Raw genomic sequence first — 18,644 nt, 5'->3', positions numbered from 1 at the left:
ATCATTTCTGTGTAAAGCAGGGAAGCATTGGTTATGCACTTGGTAATTGCTATTGACTATGAAAAATAGTACGGTTTTGCTGAGTGATTAGGATTGAAACATTAAAGCAAGAAGTATAGGGTCTTCTTGAATGCGTCGTATTTACGCCGTTGTTGCCGAGCAATTTTTGAATTCATTCAAGGGCATCACGGACTTTGGTCGTTGAGCAAAATGCTTTCCAAGTGCTGCACAAATCGCCCCATCTCGGCTACGTTATTCAAACCGTTGAAACCCTCATGTTCGTCCTCAGAAAAGATGTACTTGTCGACGAGCACGTACGTGAGAGGGATTGGATGTAATGATTGAAGGACTCCAAAGAAAAGAAGGAAGTTCTCTCTTTTTTGCTTGGATATCACCAGAAGTGAGTCATTTGCCCACCCTCCTGAAATTTTGTACAATGGAATTCGCTCTAGGCAAATATGATGGAACGAAGGAGGTTGCAATGAACGAACAAGAGGCAAAAACGTTCATTGAACAGTTGCAGCACGAAGGACTATTAACGGAAGAAAATCGCCCAATTTGGGAAATGATTGTTCCAGAGCGTTTGAAACGGATGTATGATGTGTTGAATCAACGCACTCGTTATATTACCGTGTTAACAGAGGCGGTAGATGATCCGCACAATCAAGCAGCGGTATTGCGCACGGCGGAGGCGTTTGGATTGCAAGATGTGTATGTCGTCACAGGGCAGGCGCCGTTTCAGCCGAATCCGTTTGTGACGCGACATGCCGACAAGTGGCTGACGCTTCATCAAAAGCGGGATATTGCGACTGCTATTAAGGAGTTGCAAGCGAATGGATATCAAGTGTTAGCGAGTTATCTAGGAGAAGGAACGGTTCCGCTTCACGACATCGATCTGTCGCGACCTACCGCACTCTTATTTGGGAATGAGCACCGCGGTGTTTCGGAAGAGGCGGTTCATTTGTCGGATGGAACCTTTATCATTCCGATGTACGGCTTTGTGCAAAGTTTTAATATATCGGTTGCGGCGGCTCTTACGTTGTACGATGTCACCGAGCGGGCGCGCAAGCAAGCAGGTGAAACGTATTATTTAACATTCGCTGAGAAAAAAGAGCTTTATGAAAAATGGATGTGGCAAACGCTTCAGCCGCGCATTCGAAAAATGATGGAAGAACGTCTTGGACGATCCTATTGATCTTCTCATGTTGCGATGAGAAGGTCAATTTTTTTATTTGAGTTGTTTCTTGGTATGATTGTATGTTTTATACATACAAATGAACATTTCATGAACAATTCGTGAACATATTGTGACAAATGTTTTTCCGAATTGTGAACTTTTTCTCAAGCTGATTCCAAACATTTTTACTTTTGATATGTTAGAAAATATAATAATGGTTTGGATTCGTGTGTTAATGTTACTTCGTAAATGAGCATGAAGGAGGAAGCGCACCTATGCAGCAAGTGAAAAATAAGGTGTGGAAATGGTTTTCATTGCTTCCATTATCGTTACTATTGTTTCTAAGTGGATGCAGCGAAAACATGGTTGTTTTACATCCAAAAGGTCCTGTTGCCAAAAGTCAATATGAGTTAATTGTTTGGTCATGTGGTTTTATGGCTTTCATTATTATTGTTGTTTTTGTGTTATTTACGATTGTTCTTATCCGTTATCGCGAAAAGCCAGAAAATGCTGATTATGAGCCGCCTGAAGAGGAAGGAAACACGTTATTGGAAATCGTGTGGACGGCTATTCCGATTTTAATTGTTACGGCGCTGGCGATTCCAACGGTGAAAACAACGTTTGCGCTTGAAAAGCCAACTCAAAAGGATGTAAAGCCGCTAACAATCCATGTGACGGCGGCAAACTGGAAATGGATTTTTAGTTACCCAGAACAAAACATCGAAACAGTGAACTATGTCAATATTCCAGAAGATGTTCCAGTAAAATTTAAGTTAACATCGGTCGGTCCAATGAACTCATTTTGGGTACCGGAGCTAGGTGGACAAAAGTATGCGATGGATAGCATGGAAACAGAGTTGATTCTTCAAGCTGATCATCCTGGCTCGTATATGGGGCGAAGTGCGAACTTCTCTGGTAAAGGCTTTACGCATATGGAATTTGAAGTCGTTGCACAAACAAAAGATGACTTTGAAAAATGGGTAAAAGAGGTACAACGGACGGCACCAAAGTTAAATAAGGGAAAATATGCGAATATTTTAAAGCCTGGACTTGTCGGTCGAATGACGTTTTCCAATACTCATCTTGAATGGATTGATCATGCGGAACAAAATAGTCATGATCATATGAGTATGAGCCTTGAAGAAGACGTATGCGAAACAAAATAGTCATCATATGAGTATGGGCCATGAAAAAGAGAAAGAACATCATGGTCATAGGCATTAATGGTTTTCAGTCGATTGCTATCCATTATAAGCAGCGTGTGGAAGGAGGAATGTGCGCATGAAGTGGAGCGAATTTTTCGTAACAGGCGAGCCGCTTATTTATGCCGCTGATGTCTCGATTGTACTGACAGCGATTGGAATTGTTTTCGTGCTTACGTATTTTAAAAAATGGAAATGGCTTTGGAATGAATGGTTAACAACTGTTGATCATAAAAAGATTGGTGTTATGTATATTATTTCCGCGGTATTGATGTTATTCCGCGGCGGTGTCGATGCGTTATTAATGCGCGCGCAACTAACAGTGCCAAATATGAAATTTCTCGATTCTCAGCATTATAACGAAATTTTCACAACCCATGGTACGATCATGATTATATTCATGGCGATGCCGTTTATTATTGGGTTAATGAATATTGTCGTGCCGCTACAAATTGGTGCACGAGATGTTGCTTATCCTTATTTAAATGCGTTAAGTTTCTGGTTATTTTTCGTTGGTGCGATGTTGTTCAATATTGCATTCGTTATTGGTGGTTCTCCGGATGCCGGATGGACATCTTACTTCCCGCTTGCCAGCAAAGAGTTTAGTCCGGGGGTAGGGAACAACTATTACGCGGTTGCCTTGCAAATTTCCGGTATTGGTACATTAATGACAGGGATTAACTTCTTAGTCACCATTTTAAAAATGCGTGCGCCAGGAATGACGTTAATGCGCATGCCAATGTTTACATGGACGATTTTAATTACATGTGTCATTATCATTTTTGCGTTCCCGGTGTTCACGGTTGCGTTAGCACTTATGACATTTGACCGTTTATTTGATACGCAATTCTTTACAATGGCAAATGGCGGTATGTCAATGCTTTGGGCGAACTTGTTCTGGATTTGGGGTCACCCTGAAGTATATATCGTCGTTTTACCAGCATTCGGGATTTTCTCTGAAGTTGTTAGTACGTTTGCGCGCAAACGTCTGTTTGGTTATAAAGCAATGGTATTTTCGATTGTAGGAATCGCCTTTTTAAGCTTTCTTGTATGGGTGCACCACTTCTTTACGATGGGCGCAGGAGCTGCGGTGAACTCGTTCTTCTCGATTACAACGATGGCGATTGCGATTCCGACAGGCGTAAAAATTTTCAACTGGCTATTTACGCTTCGGAAAGGGAAAATTCGCTTTACAACAGCCATGCTTTGGTCATTGGCGTTTATTCCGAACTTCGTCATCGGTGGAGTCACTGGGGTGATGCTGGCGATGGCGGCGGCGGATTATCAATATCATAACAGTTATTTCTTAATTGCCCATTTCCATTATGTATTAATTGCAGGTACGGTGTTCGCTTGTTTTGCCGGACTTCATTACTGGTATCCGAAAATGTTCGGTCATATTTTAAACGAGCGTTTAGGAAAATGGACGTTCTGGCTATTTATGATCGGCTTTAATATCTGCTTCTTCCCAATGTATTTCTTAGGATTAATGGGAATGACGCGACGCATGTATACCTATTCTGCGGGACTTGGTTGGACTCCGCTTAACGTTGTCGCGACAGTGGGCGCCGCTTTAATGGGCATTGGCTTTATTGTGTTATGCTATAACATTTATTACAGCGCGCGTTACGGCGAGCGCGACATGACAGGGGACCCATGGGATGGTCGTACGCTCGAATGGGCGACATCTTCACCAGTTGCACATTATAACTTTGCGATTATTCCAGAAGTCACTGATTTAGATGCATATTGGGTCATGAAAAAAACAGGAAAAGGTCTAGAAATCGACGAAGAGAAATTGAAACCGATTCATATGCCAAGCAATTCTGGTCGACCGTTCCTCATTTCGATTGCCTTTTTCTTTGCGGGATTCGGCCTTGTGTTTGAATGGTATACAATGGCGATTATTGCGACGATATTTATTATACTTGGTTTAATTCTTCGCTCGTTTGATGATGATGATGGTTACTACATTAGTGTGGATGAGATTAAACGCACCGAGCGTTTGGCACGGAAGGGGGCGTAACAATGGCAGAAGTTGCTCATCATTATGATGAAAAAATGCCGTTAGAATATCGGACAGAGGAAAGCCGCCTGAATATTTTAGGATTCTGGATTTTCCTTGGCGCAGAGGTCGCGCTCTTTGCGACCCTGTTTGCCACTTATCTCGTATTATTTCAACGCACAGGCCACGGTCCAACAGCTATGGAGCTGTTTAAAGTAAAAGAAGTAATGATTGAAACTCTTCTTCTGTTAACGAGCAGCTTCACTTGTGGGCTTGCAATTCATGAAATGCGCCGCAACCGTTTAAAAGGATTGCTGACGTGGCTGATTATCACCCTTCTTTTAGGAGCAGGGTTTATTACGTTTGAAATTAGAGAGTTTATTGATTACGTCCATGAAGGCGCGACGATTCAGACGAGCGCATTTCTTTCGAGCTTTTTCGTGCTTGTCGGTACGCACGGGGCGCACGTGAGTCTTGGAATTGGTTGGATGATTTTAATTATTATTCAACTTCTCCAACGTGGTTTTACGCCGCGAACAGCGCGAAAAGTGTTCATTGTTAGTTTGTATTGGCATTTCCTTGACGTTGTATGGATTTTCATCTTTACGCTAGTTTACTTGACAGGGATGGTGATATAAGATGGCAACGAACGATCACCATGAAACATTTCCTTGGAAACATGTTATTGGATTCGTTTTATCCCTTGTGTTAACGTTCGCGGCATTATGGGTCGTATTGTCATCGGGATTAGCGACGAAATTGATTATTGGCATTATTGTGATACTGGCAATGTTGCAAGCGAGTTTGCAGTTGTTTATGTTTATGCATATGACAGAAAGTGATAGCGGGAAAATCCAAACGATTAACATGGCATATGCCTTTTTTATCGCGATTGTTATTGTGATTGGTTCAATTTGGGTAATGTGGTTTGTAGTGTAATAATAAAGCTGGTTTTCCATTTTAGGAAAGCCAGCTTTAAATATATTGACTTAAAACATAGTTTTGTGGTAGGATTACTGTAATTTAATAGGGAAAGTCTTATCAAGAGAGGCAGAGGGAATGGCCCTATGAAGCCCAGCAACCGCTGACATTGGTCAGAAAGGTGCTAATTCCAGCAGAACCGTTTGTTCTGAAAGATAAGATGAAGCGATGAACAAACTTCTTCTTATCGAAGAAGTTTTTATTTTTATAGAGTAGTAGAGGGGGAGAGTAAAATGAGATACGGTTTTTGGATGCCTATTTTCGGCGGATGGTTGCGAAACGTCGAAAATGAGCAAATGCCAGCGACATTTGAATATGCGAAAAAAGTCATTCAAGCAGCGGAAACATGGGGTTATAGTACGACGTTGATTGCCGAGTTATACTTAAATGATATTAAAGGTCCTGAACATGATTCACTCGAAGCATGGTCAACGGCTGCGGCATTAGCAGCGGTAACGGAAAAAATTGAAATTATGACAGCAGTACGACCGGGATTTCATAATCCGGCAGTGACGGCGAAAATGGCGGCGAATATTGATCATATTAGCAATGGACGATTTACGCTAAACGTTGTGTCTGCTTGGTGGGAAGAAGAAGCACGCCAATATGGGGGCATTTTTACGGCGCATGATGAGCGTTATGATCGTACAGAAGAGTTTGTTCAAGTGTTAAAAGGGATGTGGACAGAAGAGGTATTCCATTTCCGCGGGAAATTTTATGAGGTGCAAAATGCTCATTTGGCGCCAAAGCCGGTTCAAAAACCATATCCCATTTTGTATGCCGGCGGTGAAAGTGAGCGAGGCAAGCAGGCGATTGTTGAGCATTGTGACGCATATGTTATGCATGGAGGGACAGTGGAGGAAATTGCAAAAAAGATTGCCGATATGAAAAAGAGACGTGCGGATGCAGGAAAAGCGCCGTTCCGGTCATTTGGAATGGCTGCATTCGTCATTTGCCGCGACAGCGAAGAGGAGGCTCTCGCCGAATTAGAGCGCATTACTGATGTGAAACAATCAAGCGGTTATGCGGGATACAACGATTTTGTCAGCAAATCGCAGCTTGAATTGCAAGTGAAACTACAAGATTATTCTGTATCTAACCGCGGGTTGCGCCCGAATTTCGTCGGAACGCCAGAACAAATTGCCGAGCGCATTTTAGCTTATGAAGAAGCGGGAGTTGATTTATTGCTTTTACAATTCTCTCCGCAGCTAGAGGAGATGGAGCGGTTCGCAAAGCAAGTGATGCCTTTAGTAGAGGAACGGAGACAATTATCGGCAATCAAAGGAGGAAAATAAGATGAGTAAGATTTATATTATCCATGAAAACCGCGAATGGACAATTCATTTAACGAGACGATTGGAAGAATTAGATTTGCCTTATGAAGAATGGTTTTTAGATGAAGGAATTGTTGATTTATCAGTTATACCGCCAGAGGGAGTATTTTATAGCCGAATGAGCGCTTCTTCGCATACGCGGGATCACCGTTTTGCACCTGAACTGACGGAAGCTGTGCTTTCTTGGCTTGAACGACATGGGCGCAGAGTGCTGAACGGAAGCCGGGCGTTGCGGTTAGAGGTAAGTAAAGTAAATCAATATATGGCGTTGAATGTTCATGGGATTCGAACGCCGAAGACGATTGCCGCTGTTGGCAAGAAACAAATTATTGAAGCAGCAAAACAACTTGGTTCTGCTTCATTTATTACAAAGCACAACCGTGCTGGAAGAGGACTTGGGGTGCAATTGTTCCACTCGGTTGAGGCGTTACAACAATATGTAGAAAGCACTGCATTTGAAGATTCCGTTGATGGAATTACGCTCGTTCAGGAATACATCCAAGCTCCTGAGCCGTTTATTACTCGCTGTGAGTTTGTCGGCGGGAAATTTATCTATGCCGTAAGAGTAGATACATCAGAAGGGTTTGAACTTTGCCCAGCCGATGCGTGCCAAATTGGCGATTTATTTTGTCCGGTTGGAGAAACAGCGGCTCGTCCAAAATTTGAAATTATCGACGATTTTTCAGACCCGATCATTGAAAAATATGAGCAGTTTTTGCGCGCGAATGATATTCATATTGCTGGCATTGAGTTTATTCGCGATCGAAACGGTGACATTTTTACTTATGACGTGAACACCAATACGAACTATAACTCGGAAGCCGAAGCACGCGCCGGGAAGTTCGGTATGCTTGAAGTGGCGAAGTTTTTAGGAGAGGAATTGAAACAGTTGTCGTCATCTGTCACTTACAGATTAACAAATTAAGAGTGAAAAAGCCCTTTTCTATAAAAAGGGCTTTTTCTTTACAATACTTTTGACAGAAACGATTTTGTCCGTTCGTGTTTTGGATTGTCGAAAATTTCACTTGGTGTCCCTTCTTCAACGATGTAGCCGCCGTCCATAAAAATGACACGGTCACCGACTTCGCGAGCAAAGCCCATTTCATGTGTTACAACGACCATTGTCATTCCTTCGTTCGCCAGTTGTTTCATGACGGCTAGCACTTCGCCGACCATTTCTGGGTCCAAGGCCGAAGTCGGTTCGTCAAACAGCATCACTTTCGGTTCCATTGCCAGTGCTCGGGCGATGGCGACACGTTGTGCTTGTCCGCCGGATAGCGAGTCAGGGTAGACGTTGGCTTTATCTTGAAGACCAACCTTTTTTAGCAGCTCCATGGCTTTTTCTTTTGCTTTTTCGATCGGCCACTTTCGTACTTTTACGGGAGCTAATGTAATGTTATCCAGTACAGTCATGTGTGGAAATAAGTTAAAGCGCTGAAATACCATTCCTACTTCTTCACGTACTTTATTAATGTCGGTATTTTTGTCTTTTAAATGAAATCCATCGATAATAATGTCTCCATCATCGAAATCTTCAAGAAGGTTTAAGCAGCGTAAAAATGTTGATTTCCCTGAGCCGGATGGCCCGATAATAACAACCATTTCTCGTTCCTGAATATGGGCATCAATTCCTTTTAACACTTGCAAATCGCCGAATGATTTTTTTAAATTCGTAACTTTAATCATTGGTTCGAATACTTCCTTTCCAAATAGTGTAGTAGTTTACTGAGGGAAAGGGTAAGAAGTAAATAAATGAATGCGACTGTTAAATACGGTTCCCAAACGCGATAATATTGTCCTTGTGCTGCTTTTCCCCAATACATAAGCTCGGGAGCAGCAATGACCGCACCGAGAGAAGAATCTTTAATTAATACGATAAATTCGTTTGTAAATGGCGGAATCATCCGCTTTAACGCTTGTGGTAAAATGACATAGCGCATTGCTTGAATGTGGGTCATTCCAAGCGAACGGGCCGCTTCCATTTGCCCTTTATCAATCGATTGAATCCCTGCGCGGAAAATTTCCGCAACATAAGCGGCAGAGTTTAATGATAAAGATACAGCCAGTGAAACAGTTGCACTCGGTTGGCTAAATAGAAGAGGCATTAACCCGAGGTGAACGAGTAACATTTGTACCAATAGAGGGGTTCCTCGGAAAAAGTTAATATACCATTCAAACGGCAGGCGGACGAACCGCTTTGTTGACATTTTGCCAAGCCCGATCGCAAGCCCGAGAATAGAGCCCGCAATAATGGCAGTGATAGATAAACCGATCGTTAATAAAACGCCTTGCAGGAAAAATGGGGCGTATTCTTTTATAATGTCAAAACGAAAGTCCATTCTCCTCACCTTTCTTATAAAAATTGCGTAACTAGCGATTGATAGTTACGCAATTTTTCACATGTATGTTATTGCTGTTTGGTTAAGTTATCTATGTTTGGTTCATGACCAAACCATTTCTTGTAAATTTCTGCGTATTTGCTGCTGTCGATCACTTTTTTAATTGCTTCGTCAATTTTCGGTTTTAATTCGCTTCCTTTTGGGAACATGAGCCCATAAAATTCAGATTCAAAGTTCGTTGGGTCTTCAATGGTTTTTAATTTTTTATCAGGATTGTTTTTTACATATTCGTTCGCTACCGCGTTGTCTGTGACAACTGCTTCTACGCCCCCGTTTAAAAGGTCCATAATGGCGACAACCGTGTTTTCGAATTTTTTAATATTTTTATTTTCTTTACCAAGCAATTTTTCAACAGCAGCTTGTCCGGTTGTTCCGTTTTGCACGCCAACGACTTTTCCTTTTAAGTCAAGCGCGTTTTTGATAGGGCTGTCTTCTTTCACAAGAATCATATGAGTAGATTCAAAGTAAGGAACGGAGAAATCATACGTTTGTTTTCGATCATCGTTGATTGTAATACCAGAAATTGCTAAATTTACTTCTTTCCCTTGCTGCACTGCTGCGAATAAAGGATCCCAGCCGATATTTTTTAAGTCGTAGTCTAATCCAGCTTCTTTCATGACTGCATCTAATAAATCAACGTCAAAACCAACGATTTTTCCTTTATCCATATACTCAAACGGAGCGAATGAAGCATCTGTTCCAACAATAACTTTTTTCTTCGCATCCCCTGCTGAGGAAGTTGGTTCCGCTGATTTTCCGCATCCAGCTAATGCCATAAATAAAGAGAAAAAAACAGCAACAATGACACCTTTTTTTATCATTATAATCCCCCTTTGTTATACCCTTTGTTCATGGACGATTACATACTATCAGTATTTTTTATTTTATGCAATAGTATTTATAAAAATAATTATTTGAATATTTTGTAATAATTGATATATGCATATAAATCCTCTATTATATATTTATTTAGAGCTATTATTTATATATGTATATAATATTCGAAAAATAACAAATAATACATTTTTATAAAATAACGTAATTGAGGCAAGAGGGTTATTAATTATATTAAATTAATTGGCGTTTAATGTTATTGCCTATTAAGCATCATGTTTTATAATAGTTGGAAAAATATAATTACTATTGCATAAATAATATTCTTTCGTTATGATATCAATTTTGAAAAATAACAAGACAACAAAGGGTGGGGAGAATCTCTTGGTATTTGTTTCTGTGGCTATTTATATGATGGGGATGTTGTTTATTGATTATTGGACATATAAGTGTATGTCGAATCTTTCGGAGTTATATGCTCGGGAGAAGGACTTTAGGGTTTGCCGTGACAGGAGCTTCTGAGATGAGCGTTTGGCTGCTGGCCTGATTAGAGGTTTAAAGCATGCCACTAAAGTCATTCGTTTTCCACATTTCTATTGTATAAACCATCTATTTAGTCTTAATCATTCATCATCAAATGTTGATTGAATAGAAATATGTCTAGAGAGACCTCTTTTTCAGCCTTTACTAGCGTTCCCATTGTTTTCTTAATCGAAATATCTTAAGAGTATTAAATTTATTAATATAACAACCCTTATATACCTTCATACAATGGTTATTATTTATTTATTTAGATGTATGAAAAGAGGAATAAATGTTATTCCTTCCAGCTTGCCGGCAAAGTTGACAAGCTGGAATTTATATAAATTAGGGATGTTATTCTACAATCTTTTATTTCCAATCCGGATACAAGTCGGTACGGCGGTCGCGCCATGTCGTAACAGAGCCTTTTTCCCTCACTTTATATAAGAGGGACAAGTCTAAGTCGGCTGTGACGATCATGTCGTCGTTGATTTCTCCTTCGACTAAAATGCCGCGTGGCGGAAATGGGATGTCGTTCGGAGTAATGACCGCGGCTTGACCGAAGTTGGCGCGCATAAAATCAACAGTTGGTAGCGAACCGACGGTGCCTGTCGTGACAACATACACTTGATTTTCGACGGCACGGGCATGACAGCAATACCGTACGCGATGGAAGCCATGGCGATCGTCGGTACAAGATGGGCAGAAGATGACGTCAGCTCCTTTGGCGCGTACGATTCTGACTACTTCAGGAAATTCAATATCATAACATGTGAGTAAAGCGATTGTTCCTTTTTCTGTTTCAAACACATTGATGCTTTCCCCTGGCGTAATTCCCCATTCTTTAACTTCTGTTGGCGTAATATGCAGCTTTGCTTGTTGGTGAATGAGTCCGTCAGGTGTAAACAAATGAGCGACGTTGTATAGTTTTCCATCTTTGCGAATGACATGCGTTCCACCGATGAGGTACATGCCGGTTTGCTTCGCTAGCGAGGTAAATAGCTCGTAATATGGTTCCGTATAATTCGGCAAGTCGTCGATTGTCGGTGCTTGGTTCTTTTTCGTTGGAATGGATAACAATTGAGTTGTTATAAATTCAGGAAAAAGGACAAATTCGGCCTCGAACTCTTGTGCTGTTTTCACGTAATGGGTAACTTGGTCAACAAACTCTTGGTAAGAATGAATCGTATGAAGGTGATATTGAACGGCTGACACACGCAATGGTTTCACACTTCCTTTTTCAAGTTATTTATGTAGAACGTATATTATCATAAAATTAACTATTCGTCGCGCTTTTGGTTTGTTATTGTTTAGAAAAATAATGGATATCAAAGTTTTACAGCGGCAAAATCGGCGCCGGTCATTGTGCCGTTAAAAAATTAGCTCCAGCATGATTAACGGGAGCGTTTTTCTCTAAAGGCTCAATTCCCGTTAAGGATTGATTTCTCTCTTTTTGCGTTTTTACCAGAGAATGAAACGGAAAAATAATAATCATTACTGCACTACTATTGGAGATAGTCTGAAAAATTCTATCTTTTTAGGATTTTCGCTTTCAGTTAAAAAATTCCTCTCATAAATAAAATCATTTTCAATCAAAAACAATAAGGCAGAATGTATCATTCTGCCTTATTGTTCCTTATACAAACGGTAAGCGGCATGGTTCGTTGGCCCGACGTATTGGTTGAGCGGGAATGAATGGCGGATCGCTTCAGTAATGAACGTTTTGGCTGTAGCGATCGCTTCTTTGACAGGTTTCCCTTTTGCAAGTTCCGCTGTAATCGCAGCGGAGTACGTACAGCCTGCACCGTGAGTGTATGTTGTATCAATGCGGTCAGATTCAAGCAGCTCAAAAGTTTCGCCATCATATAAGACGTCGACAGCTTTTTCATGAGGGATTTTGCTGCCGCCTTTGACAAGGACATATTTGGCGCCAAGTTCATGAATTTTCGCTGCCGCTTCTTTCATTTCGTCGATGCTTCGAATCGGTGCTTGTCCGCTCAATTGCGCAGCTTCAAATAAGTTTGGTGTCACAACAGTGGCTTTCGGTACGAGCACTTCGCGATAGCACACCGTATTTTCTGGGTGTAGAGCCTCATCCGCTCCTTTACATACCATGACAGGATCGACAACGACATTCGTCAAGTTATGTTTTTCGATTGTTTTCGCGGCTAGTTCGATAATATCGGTCGTTGGAAGCATGCCTGTTTTCATCGCATGGATGCCAACGCCGACAATAATCGTTTCAAGTTGCGCTTCAATGGTTGCCAGATCAATTGGAAACACTTGATGGAACCAGTTGTTATGCGGGTCCATCGCGACAATTGTCGTTAATGCGGTCATTCCGTATACGCCGCGTTCTTGAAACGTTTTTAAATCTGCCTGAATTCCTGCGCCACCGCTGCTGTCAGAGCCGGCGATCGTTAATGCTTTGTACATGGTCATCATGGATTCCCCCTAATTATATCAGTAATAAGTCCTATTCATTATTTTACACGACTTTACCATTTTACCAATATAAAAAAGCTGGCACTGCGAGAGTACGCAGCACCAGCGCGACAGGATTAATGAGTAGTCAACTGTTTTTCTAACGCCTGTTCGACTGGAACGTATTCGTAGCCGAGATCGCGAGCGACGGCTTCGTATGTGATTTCGCCGTTGACCACGTTTGCGCCGAGTTTTAATGCCGGATTGTCAGCGATTGCTTGATGAACGCCTTTGTTAGCGATTTGTAGCGCATATGGAATCGTTACGTTTGTTAACGCGATTGTCGATGTTCTTGGTACAGCTCCAGGCATGTTCGCCACAGCATAGTGAACGACGCCATGTTTGACGTAAGTTGGGTTGTCGTGAGTCGTGACATGATCGCTTGTTTCGACGATTCCGCCTTGGTCGATAGCGACGTCAACGATGACAGAACCTGGTTTCATTGCTTTGACCATATCTTCTGTTACAAGTTTTGGTGCTTTTGCTCCTGGGATTAAGACAGCGCCGATGACAAGATCAGACTCTGCTACCGCTTGAGCGATGTTCATTGGGTTAGACATTAATGTCGTAATTTGGTTACCGAAAATATCGTCTAATTCACGAAGACGGTCAGCACTCAAGTCGATGATCGTTACATCTGCCCCTAAACCGATTGCGACTTTCGCTGCGTTTGTTCCAACGACACCGCCGCCGATAATTGTTACTTTTCCGCGGCTTACTCCTGGAACACCGCCGAGGAGAATGCCTTTTCCGCCTTTTGGTTTTTCAAGGAATTGTGCACCGATTTGTGCTGCCATTCTTCCCGCTACTTCGCTCATTGGCGTAAGAAGTGGAAGAGTGCGGCCGACTTGTACTGTTTCATAAGCGATGGCAATGACGCCTTTCTCTTTTAACGCGCGAGTCAACTCTGGTTCCGCCGCAAGGTGTAAGTAAGTGAATAAAATTAATCCCGGACGGAAATAGTCGTATTCGCTTGGTAATGGCTCTTTTACTTTCATGACCATATCTGCTTGTGCCCATACGTCTGCGGCGTTGTCGATGATTTGCGCTCCAGCGCTTGTGTAATCTTCATTTGTGAAACCGCTTCCAACACCAGCATCTTTTTCAATAATAACTTGATGACCTGCATGAACGAAAGACATTACGCCTGCAGGAGTGATCGCTACACGATTTTCGTTATTTTTGATTTCCTTTGGTACACCAATAATCATTGGTTGAGTTCCTCCCTTGTATATGTCCTTACTTGCAGTATAAACGGTTTCACTCGTTTTTTCTTTGTTTAGAAGAAAAAAAGAAGCGGCCTCATTTTGTGGATTTCCACAAAATTAATGCAGCGCTTCGTATTTAGCAAGTTTAATATCAATGTAAAGTTTTACTTTTTGATTGATATCGTGTAAGTTGATTTCCCCAATTTCTGCGATGCGTTTGAGACGATAAGAAAGGGTATTAGCGTGAATATTCAACGCTTTTGCTGTTTCGTTCACGTTGCTGTCGTGGTCAAAAAAGACTTCAAATGTTTCCACGAGATTCGTATGATGCTTTTCGTCATACGCTTGTAATTTCAAGAGAGAGGAATTGATAAATTCACCTTGGCGTTTTTTCTCTAAAAGTAAGTCAAAAAATTGGTAAATGCCTAATTGTTGATAACTATAAATGGTGGAAGTTTGTTCCGGAAATTTTTCTTTTATCGCTAATACGGTTAGCGCTTCTTTATAGCTTTTTTCGATATGTTCATACGTTTCGTAAATACCACCAAAGCTGCTTTTGATACTGTTGACGTGAAAGCGTTCTTTCATCTTCGTCCCAAACGATATGATAAATTGATTGAGTTCATGCAATGGCTGTAAGGTCGATTTAGGAGCGGCCAGTAAAATAAAATCGTGACGGTCGACTGTGTAAAGGAGCACGTGAATTTGCTGTGTCGTTTGTAAAATGTACGAAATTTGTTTTTCAATGTCGTTTGTGATATCGCTGGCGAAACGAAAGATGAGTACGGAAAATAGCGGAGCAGTTGGAATTTGCATCATCGCAAAATTTTCCTTAATTTCTTCATTGGCGGTAATATGACCGGTCAATAGCTTCCAAAAAAATTCTTGCACCCGCTCTTCTCTTTTATTTTTGCGCATATACAGCTGCAATACTTTATTTTTCGCTGCTTTGGCCGCTTTTTTCAACAATTCCATATCGTCTTTTGACAACGTTCGGTCTGCCTCTAACGCCCAAATAAATCCGATGACTTCATTATTTTTCCAAATGGATACCGCAACGCGGTTGCCGAGGCCAACTTCCGAAATCGTTTCGACACGAACAGGTTCCATGCTGCTTAATAATGCGGGGATGACCCCTTTTTTCCATAGGTTATTAATTACTTTTTCTGGGACGCGGCGGCTAATGATCGTGGCGGTGCGTGCCGGATCGGTATAGTCATCGTGCGCGCTGTAGGCAATGAGTCTATGATTGGCATCTTCGATTGTAATCGGGCATTGTAATAAATCACTAATTCGATCGGCAAACTCTTCAAGGCTATCAAAATTCGCTTTGAACGGATCATCCTGATACGTCACATCGTTCTCCTCACTTCCTAAATGGCGTTTGTGGAAATAAACAATCGATCATTTGCTTTTTTAATTGTAACAAAAAATGTGAGAGCCTTACTATTATTACTGTTTTTTCTTGCTTCAATTTGTAGATGATCATAGTTACAATAAATAGTAAGGATATTATGAAAAGTGTGAAAAGAGGGGAAGCGGATGAAATGGCAAACGACGCAACAATTGAAACAGCTGCTTGGCAAATTAGTGAAATACCCAAGTATAAGCGGGTCGAAGGCAGAGGTGTTACTTGCGCAATATGTGGCGGCGCAATTAAGTGAGCTTGATTATTTCCGGGAAAATAATGAGCTAGTTCAATTACATTCGACCGGTGATGGTCGTTATTTTGTAACAGCGCTTGTAAAAAGGAACGAATATATTCGCGATACCATTATTCTCGTGAGTCATTTTGACGTTGTTGATGTGCAAGATTACGGGGCGTGGAAGGATGTGGCGTTCTCTCCAGAGGAGTTAACCAAGCTTTTTTATAAACATCAAGAGCGTCTTCCATCAGAAGTACAAGCGGATTTGCAGGAAGGGGAATGGATATTTGGCCGCGGTGTCATGGATATGAAGAGTGGACTTGCGCTTCATATGTCGCTTATTGAACAGGCATGTGCAGGTAAATTTAGCGGCAATTTGTTGCTTTTGACCGTGCCTGATGAAGAAGTGAACTCGATGGGAATGAGAGCGGCAGTGCCGGCGTTATTGGAAATGGCGGAGAAATATGGTTTGGCGTATAAATTAGTGTTGAACTCCGAACCGATGTTTACGCGTTATCCGGGAGATCAAACGAATTACATCTATACCGGCTCCATCGGCAAAGTGCTGCCAGGCTTTTATTGTTACGGAAAGGAAACCCATGTCGGAGAACCGCTCGCGGGGCTAAATGCAAACTTTATGGCTTCGCAAATTACAAATGAATTTGAGTTAAACACCGATTTCTGCGAGGTGTTTGGTGAGGAAATCAGCCCGCCGCCGACAAACTTGCTGCAAATGGATTTAAAAGAGGACTACTCTGTTCAAATTCCGCACCGTGCTGTTACGTTATTTAATTTGTTTTTGCAGCAAAAATCAATGGATGAAGTGACGGGGGCTTTAGTCGAACTCGCGAAACGCACAGCAAGGAGGATAGAGGAACGGTATCACCATCAAGCTACTCGCTTTGCGCAACTGGAAAAGTCGACACCGAGGGCGCTTTCTGTGAACGTGTTGACATTTGCGGAGTTAAGACATAGGGCGGTCGAAATGGTCGGACTTGAGGCAGTCGAACAGTTAGAACAGACGATATTGACGAACAAAAAGAAGAAAGACGAACGGGAGCGGACTACTCAATTCGTTGATCGATTAGCGATTCTTTGTAAGGACTTAGCGCCGATGATCGTGTTATTTTATGCGCCTCCGTATTACCCAGCTGTCAACTCGAGTGATGATCCGCTTGTGAAACATGTGGTTGAGCGTTTGCAACAGCACGCTTCCGAGAAACATGGGGTAAAAATTGTTCAACAGCATTATTTCGGTGGAATTTCTGATCTAAGCTATGTCGGCTTGCAGCAACCATTCTCTTCCTTGCGAGCGCTCACGGCAAATATGCCGATGTGGAAGCGCGGATATGACTTGCCGCTTGAAGCTCTTAAGAAATTGAATGTGCCTGTGTTGAATGTCGGACCGGTTGGGCGTGATGCGCATCAATGGACAGAGCGGTTAAACGTACCTTTGGCGTTTGAGACGATGAAAGAGTTATTAGAGTATACAATTCAAGAGGTATTTTCAAAATAAAACAAAGGGGTCAAGACTCCTTTGTTTTTTATTTGAATAATCAGAGAGCAGCCAATATAATGATGTAAGGTAGTGGCTTTACATCTGTAAAAGGAGGGGTTGTCATGAGTCAACAGGAAGTTTCGCACCGAAGGCTATTAGGCATTGCTGGGCTTGGCTGGTTGTTCGATGCGATGGATGTAGGAATGTTGTCGTTTATTATAGCGGCATTACAAAAAGATTGGAATTTGACGGTTGAACAAATGGGCTGGATTGGCAGTGTCAATTCGATTGGTATGGCAGTAGGGGCACTGTTGTTTGGACTTCTGGCGGACCGAATTGGAAGAAAAAATGTTTTTATTGTTACGCTTTTGTTGTTCTCTGTTGGCAGCGGATTATCAGCATTTACGACGACATTAACGGTGTTTCTCATTTTGCGATTTTTGGTCGGAATGGGGCTAGGCGGCGAATTGCCGGTAGCGTCTACACTTGTGTCAGAAAGCGTGCCGGCAAAGGAGCGCGGCAAGGTAGTTGTTTTGTTGGAAAGTTTCTGGGCTGGCGGCTGGTTACTAGCGGCACTTATTTCGTATTTTGTGATTCCGAAATACGGCTGGCAGATGGCACTAATATTAGCGGCGCTTCCGGCGTTGTATGCGCTTTACTTACGTTGGAACTTGCCTGATTCGCCGAGATTTATGAGCGCGAAAAAAGAGGAGACGGTATGGAACAATATCGTGAAAGTATGGTCGTCGCCGTATCGAAAAGAAACGCTTATGCTTTGGGTGCTTTGGTTTTGTGTCGTGTTCTCGTACTATGGAATGTTTTTATGGCTGCCGAGTGTCATGGTGATGAAAGGGTTTAGCTTAATTAAAAGTTTCGAGTATGTGTTGATTATGACGCTTGCGCAATTACCAGGTTATTTTAGCGCGGCATGGCTCATTGAACGGGCTGGTCGAAAATTTGTTCTTGTGGTGTATTTAATCGGCACAGCAGTAAGCGCGTACTTTTTTGGAAATGCAGAGTCGCTCGCGTTATTAATGATATCCGGCGTTTTGCTGTCGTTTTTTAACCTTGGTGCATGGGGCGCATTGTACGCTTATACCCCGGAACAATATCCAACATCTATTCGCGGCACAGGGGCAGGCATGGCCGCTTCGTTTGGGAGAATCGGCGGTATTCTTGGTCCGCTGCTTGTCGGCTATCTCGTCGCGCAAAAAACAGCGATGACCACAATTTTTGCGATTTTCTGTATCGCCATCTTTATCGGAGCGTTTGCTGTATGGGCGTTAGGAAAAGAAACGAAACATCAGGAATTGGTATAATTGATTGACAAATAAGGGAAGGAGCTATAATTTTA

Annotated in this window: 16 protein-coding genes and 1 riboswitch; of the genes, 9 read left to right on the top strand and 7 right to left on the bottom strand. The window is 42.0% G+C overall.

The annotated features are described in order from the left end of the window. Positions 1 to 481: 481 nt before the first annotated feature. The 7 genes from ISX45_RS15320 to ISX45_RS15290 all read left to right on the top strand — a co-directional run bounded on the left by ISX45_RS15320 (position 482) and on the right by ISX45_RS15290 (position 7,624). Entirely contained in the window at positions 482 to 1,195 is a 714-nt protein-coding gene (locus ISX45_RS15320) for a TrmH family RNA methyltransferase (RefSeq protein ID WP_194519363.1), read from the top strand. 257 nt (positions 1,196 to 1,452) lie between these two features. After that, on the top strand, positions 1,453 to 2,343 hold the full coding sequence (gene qoxA / locus ISX45_RS15315) for a cytochrome aa3 quinol oxidase subunit II (protein ID WP_181555315.1): 891 nt from the start codon (positions 1,453 to 1,455) through the stop codon (positions 2,341 to 2,343). A 115-nt stretch (positions 2,344 to 2,458) separates the two neighbouring features. Beyond that, the gene (gene qoxB / locus ISX45_RS15310; protein ID WP_181555316.1) at positions 2,459 to 4,405 is read left to right on the top strand and encodes a cytochrome aa3 quinol oxidase subunit I; all 1,947 of its coding nucleotides are present in this window, start codon (positions 2,459 to 2,461) and stop codon (positions 4,403 to 4,405) included. Positions 4,406 to 4,407: 2 nt separating this feature from the next. Next, positions 4,408 to 5,022 carry a cytochrome aa3 quinol oxidase subunit III gene (gene qoxC / locus ISX45_RS15305; protein WP_181555317.1) on the top strand — a complete coding sequence of 205 codons (615 nt, stop codon included), beginning with the start codon at positions 4,408 to 4,410 and terminating at the stop codon, positions 5,020 to 5,022. Between the two features lies 1 nt (position 5,023). After that, the gene (gene qoxD, locus ISX45_RS15300) at positions 5,024 to 5,323 is read left to right on the top strand and encodes a cytochrome aa3 quinol oxidase subunit IV (protein ID WP_181555318.1); all 300 of its coding nucleotides are present in this window, start codon (positions 5,024 to 5,026) and stop codon (positions 5,321 to 5,323) included. Positions 5,324 to 5,419: 96 nt separating this feature from the next. Continuing rightward, a riboswitch (SAM riboswitch) is annotated at positions 5,420 to 5,527 on the top strand. A 71-nt stretch (positions 5,528 to 5,598) separates the two neighbouring features. Continuing rightward, positions 5,599 to 6,660 (top strand): LLM class flavin-dependent oxidoreductase, encoded by a 1,062-nt coding sequence (locus tag ISX45_RS15295; RefSeq protein ID WP_181555319.1) that lies wholly within the window; start codon positions 5,599 to 5,601, stop codon positions 6,658 to 6,660. Between the two features lies 1 nt (position 6,661). Beyond that, on the top strand, positions 6,662 to 7,624 hold the full coding sequence (locus ISX45_RS15290; protein WP_194519362.1) for an ATP-grasp domain-containing protein: 963 nt from the start codon (positions 6,662 to 6,664) through the stop codon (positions 7,622 to 7,624). Positions 7,625 to 7,662: 38 nt separating this feature from the next. Here the strand turns inward: ISX45_RS15290 and ISX45_RS15285 are convergent, their stop codons facing one another. The 7 genes from ISX45_RS15285 to ISX45_RS15255 all read right to left on the bottom strand — a co-directional run bounded on the left by ISX45_RS15285 (position 7,663) and on the right by ISX45_RS15255 (position 15,502). Then, positions 7,663 to 8,385: an amino acid ABC transporter ATP-binding protein gene (locus tag ISX45_RS15285; RefSeq protein WP_194519361.1), complete on the bottom strand. Its 723-nt coding sequence runs from the start codon at positions 8,383 to 8,385 to the stop codon at positions 7,663 to 7,665. Continuing rightward, positions 8,382 to 9,038 (bottom strand): amino acid ABC transporter permease, encoded by a 657-nt coding sequence (locus ISX45_RS15280; protein WP_194519360.1) that lies wholly within the window; start codon positions 9,036 to 9,038, stop codon positions 8,382 to 8,384. The genes ISX45_RS15285 and ISX45_RS15280 overlap by 4 nt, the downstream gene beginning before the upstream one ends. Before the next feature lie 68 nt (positions 9,039 to 9,106). Next, positions 9,107 to 9,919: a basic amino acid ABC transporter substrate-binding protein gene (locus ISX45_RS15275; RefSeq protein ID WP_194519359.1), complete on the bottom strand. Its 813-nt coding sequence runs from the start codon at positions 9,917 to 9,919 to the stop codon at positions 9,107 to 9,109. A 904-nt stretch (positions 9,920 to 10,823) separates the two neighbouring features. Next, positions 10,824 to 11,675: a carbon-nitrogen hydrolase family protein gene (locus ISX45_RS15270; protein WP_194520732.1), complete on the bottom strand. Its 852-nt coding sequence runs from the start codon at positions 11,673 to 11,675 to the stop codon at positions 10,824 to 10,826. Between the two features lie 405 nt (positions 11,676 to 12,080). Beyond that, on the bottom strand, positions 12,081 to 12,896 hold the full coding sequence (gene pdxK / locus ISX45_RS15265; protein ID WP_194520731.1) for a pyridoxine/pyridoxal/pyridoxamine kinase: 816 nt from the start codon (positions 12,894 to 12,896) through the stop codon (positions 12,081 to 12,083). Between the two features lie 119 nt (positions 12,897 to 13,015). Further along, a complete protein-coding gene (gene ald, locus ISX45_RS15260) occupies positions 13,016 to 14,149 on the bottom strand; it encodes an alanine dehydrogenase (protein WP_181555325.1) in 1,134 nt (377 codons plus the stop codon). A 114-nt stretch (positions 14,150 to 14,263) separates the two neighbouring features. Beyond that, entirely contained in the window at positions 14,264 to 15,502 is a 1,239-nt protein-coding gene (locus tag ISX45_RS15255) for a PucR family transcriptional regulator (RefSeq protein ID WP_194519358.1), read from the bottom strand. 186 nt (positions 15,503 to 15,688) lie between these two features. On the opposite strand from ISX45_RS15255, the gene ISX45_RS15250 reads away from it, so the two are divergent. Continuing rightward, positions 15,689 to 17,308 carry a M20/M25/M40 family metallo-hydrolase gene (locus ISX45_RS15250; RefSeq protein ID WP_194519357.1) on the top strand — a complete coding sequence of 540 codons (1,620 nt, stop codon included), beginning with the start codon at positions 15,689 to 15,691 and terminating at the stop codon, positions 17,306 to 17,308. Between the two features lie 104 nt (positions 17,309 to 17,412). Next, positions 17,413 to 18,609: an MFS transporter gene (locus ISX45_RS15245; protein WP_194519356.1), complete on the top strand. Its 1,197-nt coding sequence runs from the start codon at positions 17,413 to 17,415 to the stop codon at positions 18,607 to 18,609. The last annotated feature ends 35 nt before the right edge of the window (positions 18,610 to 18,644 follow it).

Source organism: Thermaerobacillus caldiproteolyticus, assembly GCF_015326725.1.
Lineage (GTDB): Bacteria > Bacillota > Bacilli > Bacillales > Anoxybacillaceae > Thermaerobacillus > Thermaerobacillus caldiproteolyticus.
This window is presented reverse-complemented; position numbering and strand designations above follow the sequence as displayed.

Coding starts and splice junctions, on each gene's coding strand:
- ISX45_RS15320 (WP_194519363.1), top strand. CDS start 482: ATGAACGAACAAGAGGCAAAAACGTTCATTGAACAGTTGCAGCACGAA.
- qoxA (WP_181555315.1), top strand. CDS start 1,453: ATGCAGCAAGTGAAAAATAAGGTGTGGAAATGGTTTTCATTGCTTCCA.
- qoxB (WP_181555316.1), top strand. CDS start 2,459: ATGAAGTGGAGCGAATTTTTCGTAACAGGCGAGCCGCTTATTTATGCC.
- qoxC (WP_181555317.1), top strand. CDS start 4,408: ATGGCAGAAGTTGCTCATCATTATGATGAAAAAATGCCGTTAGAATAT.
- qoxD (WP_181555318.1), top strand. CDS start 5,024: ATGGCAACGAACGATCACCATGAAACATTTCCTTGGAAACATGTTATT.
- ISX45_RS15295 (WP_181555319.1), top strand. CDS start 5,599: ATGAGATACGGTTTTTGGATGCCTATTTTCGGCGGATGGTTGCGAAAC.
- ISX45_RS15290 (WP_194519362.1), top strand. CDS start 6,662: ATGAGTAAGATTTATATTATCCATGAAAACCGCGAATGGACAATTCAT.
- ISX45_RS15285 (WP_194519361.1), bottom strand. CDS start 8,385: ATGATTAAAGTTACGAATTTAAAAAAATCATTCGGCGATTTGCAAGTG.
- ISX45_RS15280 (WP_194519360.1), bottom strand. CDS start 9,038: ATGGACTTTCGTTTTGACATTATAAAAGAATACGCCCCATTTTTCCTG.
- ISX45_RS15275 (WP_194519359.1), bottom strand. CDS start 9,919: ATGATAAAAAAAGGTGTCATTGTTGCTGTTTTTTTCTCTTTATTTATG.
- pdxK (WP_194520731.1), bottom strand. CDS start 12,896: ATGACCATGTACAAAGCATTAACGATCGCCGGCTCTGACAGCAGCGGT.
- ald (WP_181555325.1), bottom strand. CDS start 14,149: ATGATTATTGGTGTACCAAAGGAAATCAAAAATAACGAAAATCGTGTA.
- ISX45_RS15250 (WP_194519357.1), top strand. CDS start 15,689: ATGAAATGGCAAACGACGCAACAATTGAAACAGCTGCTTGGCAAATTA.
- ISX45_RS15245 (WP_194519356.1), top strand. CDS start 17,413: ATGAGTCAACAGGAAGTTTCGCACCGAAGGCTATTAGGCATTGCTGGG.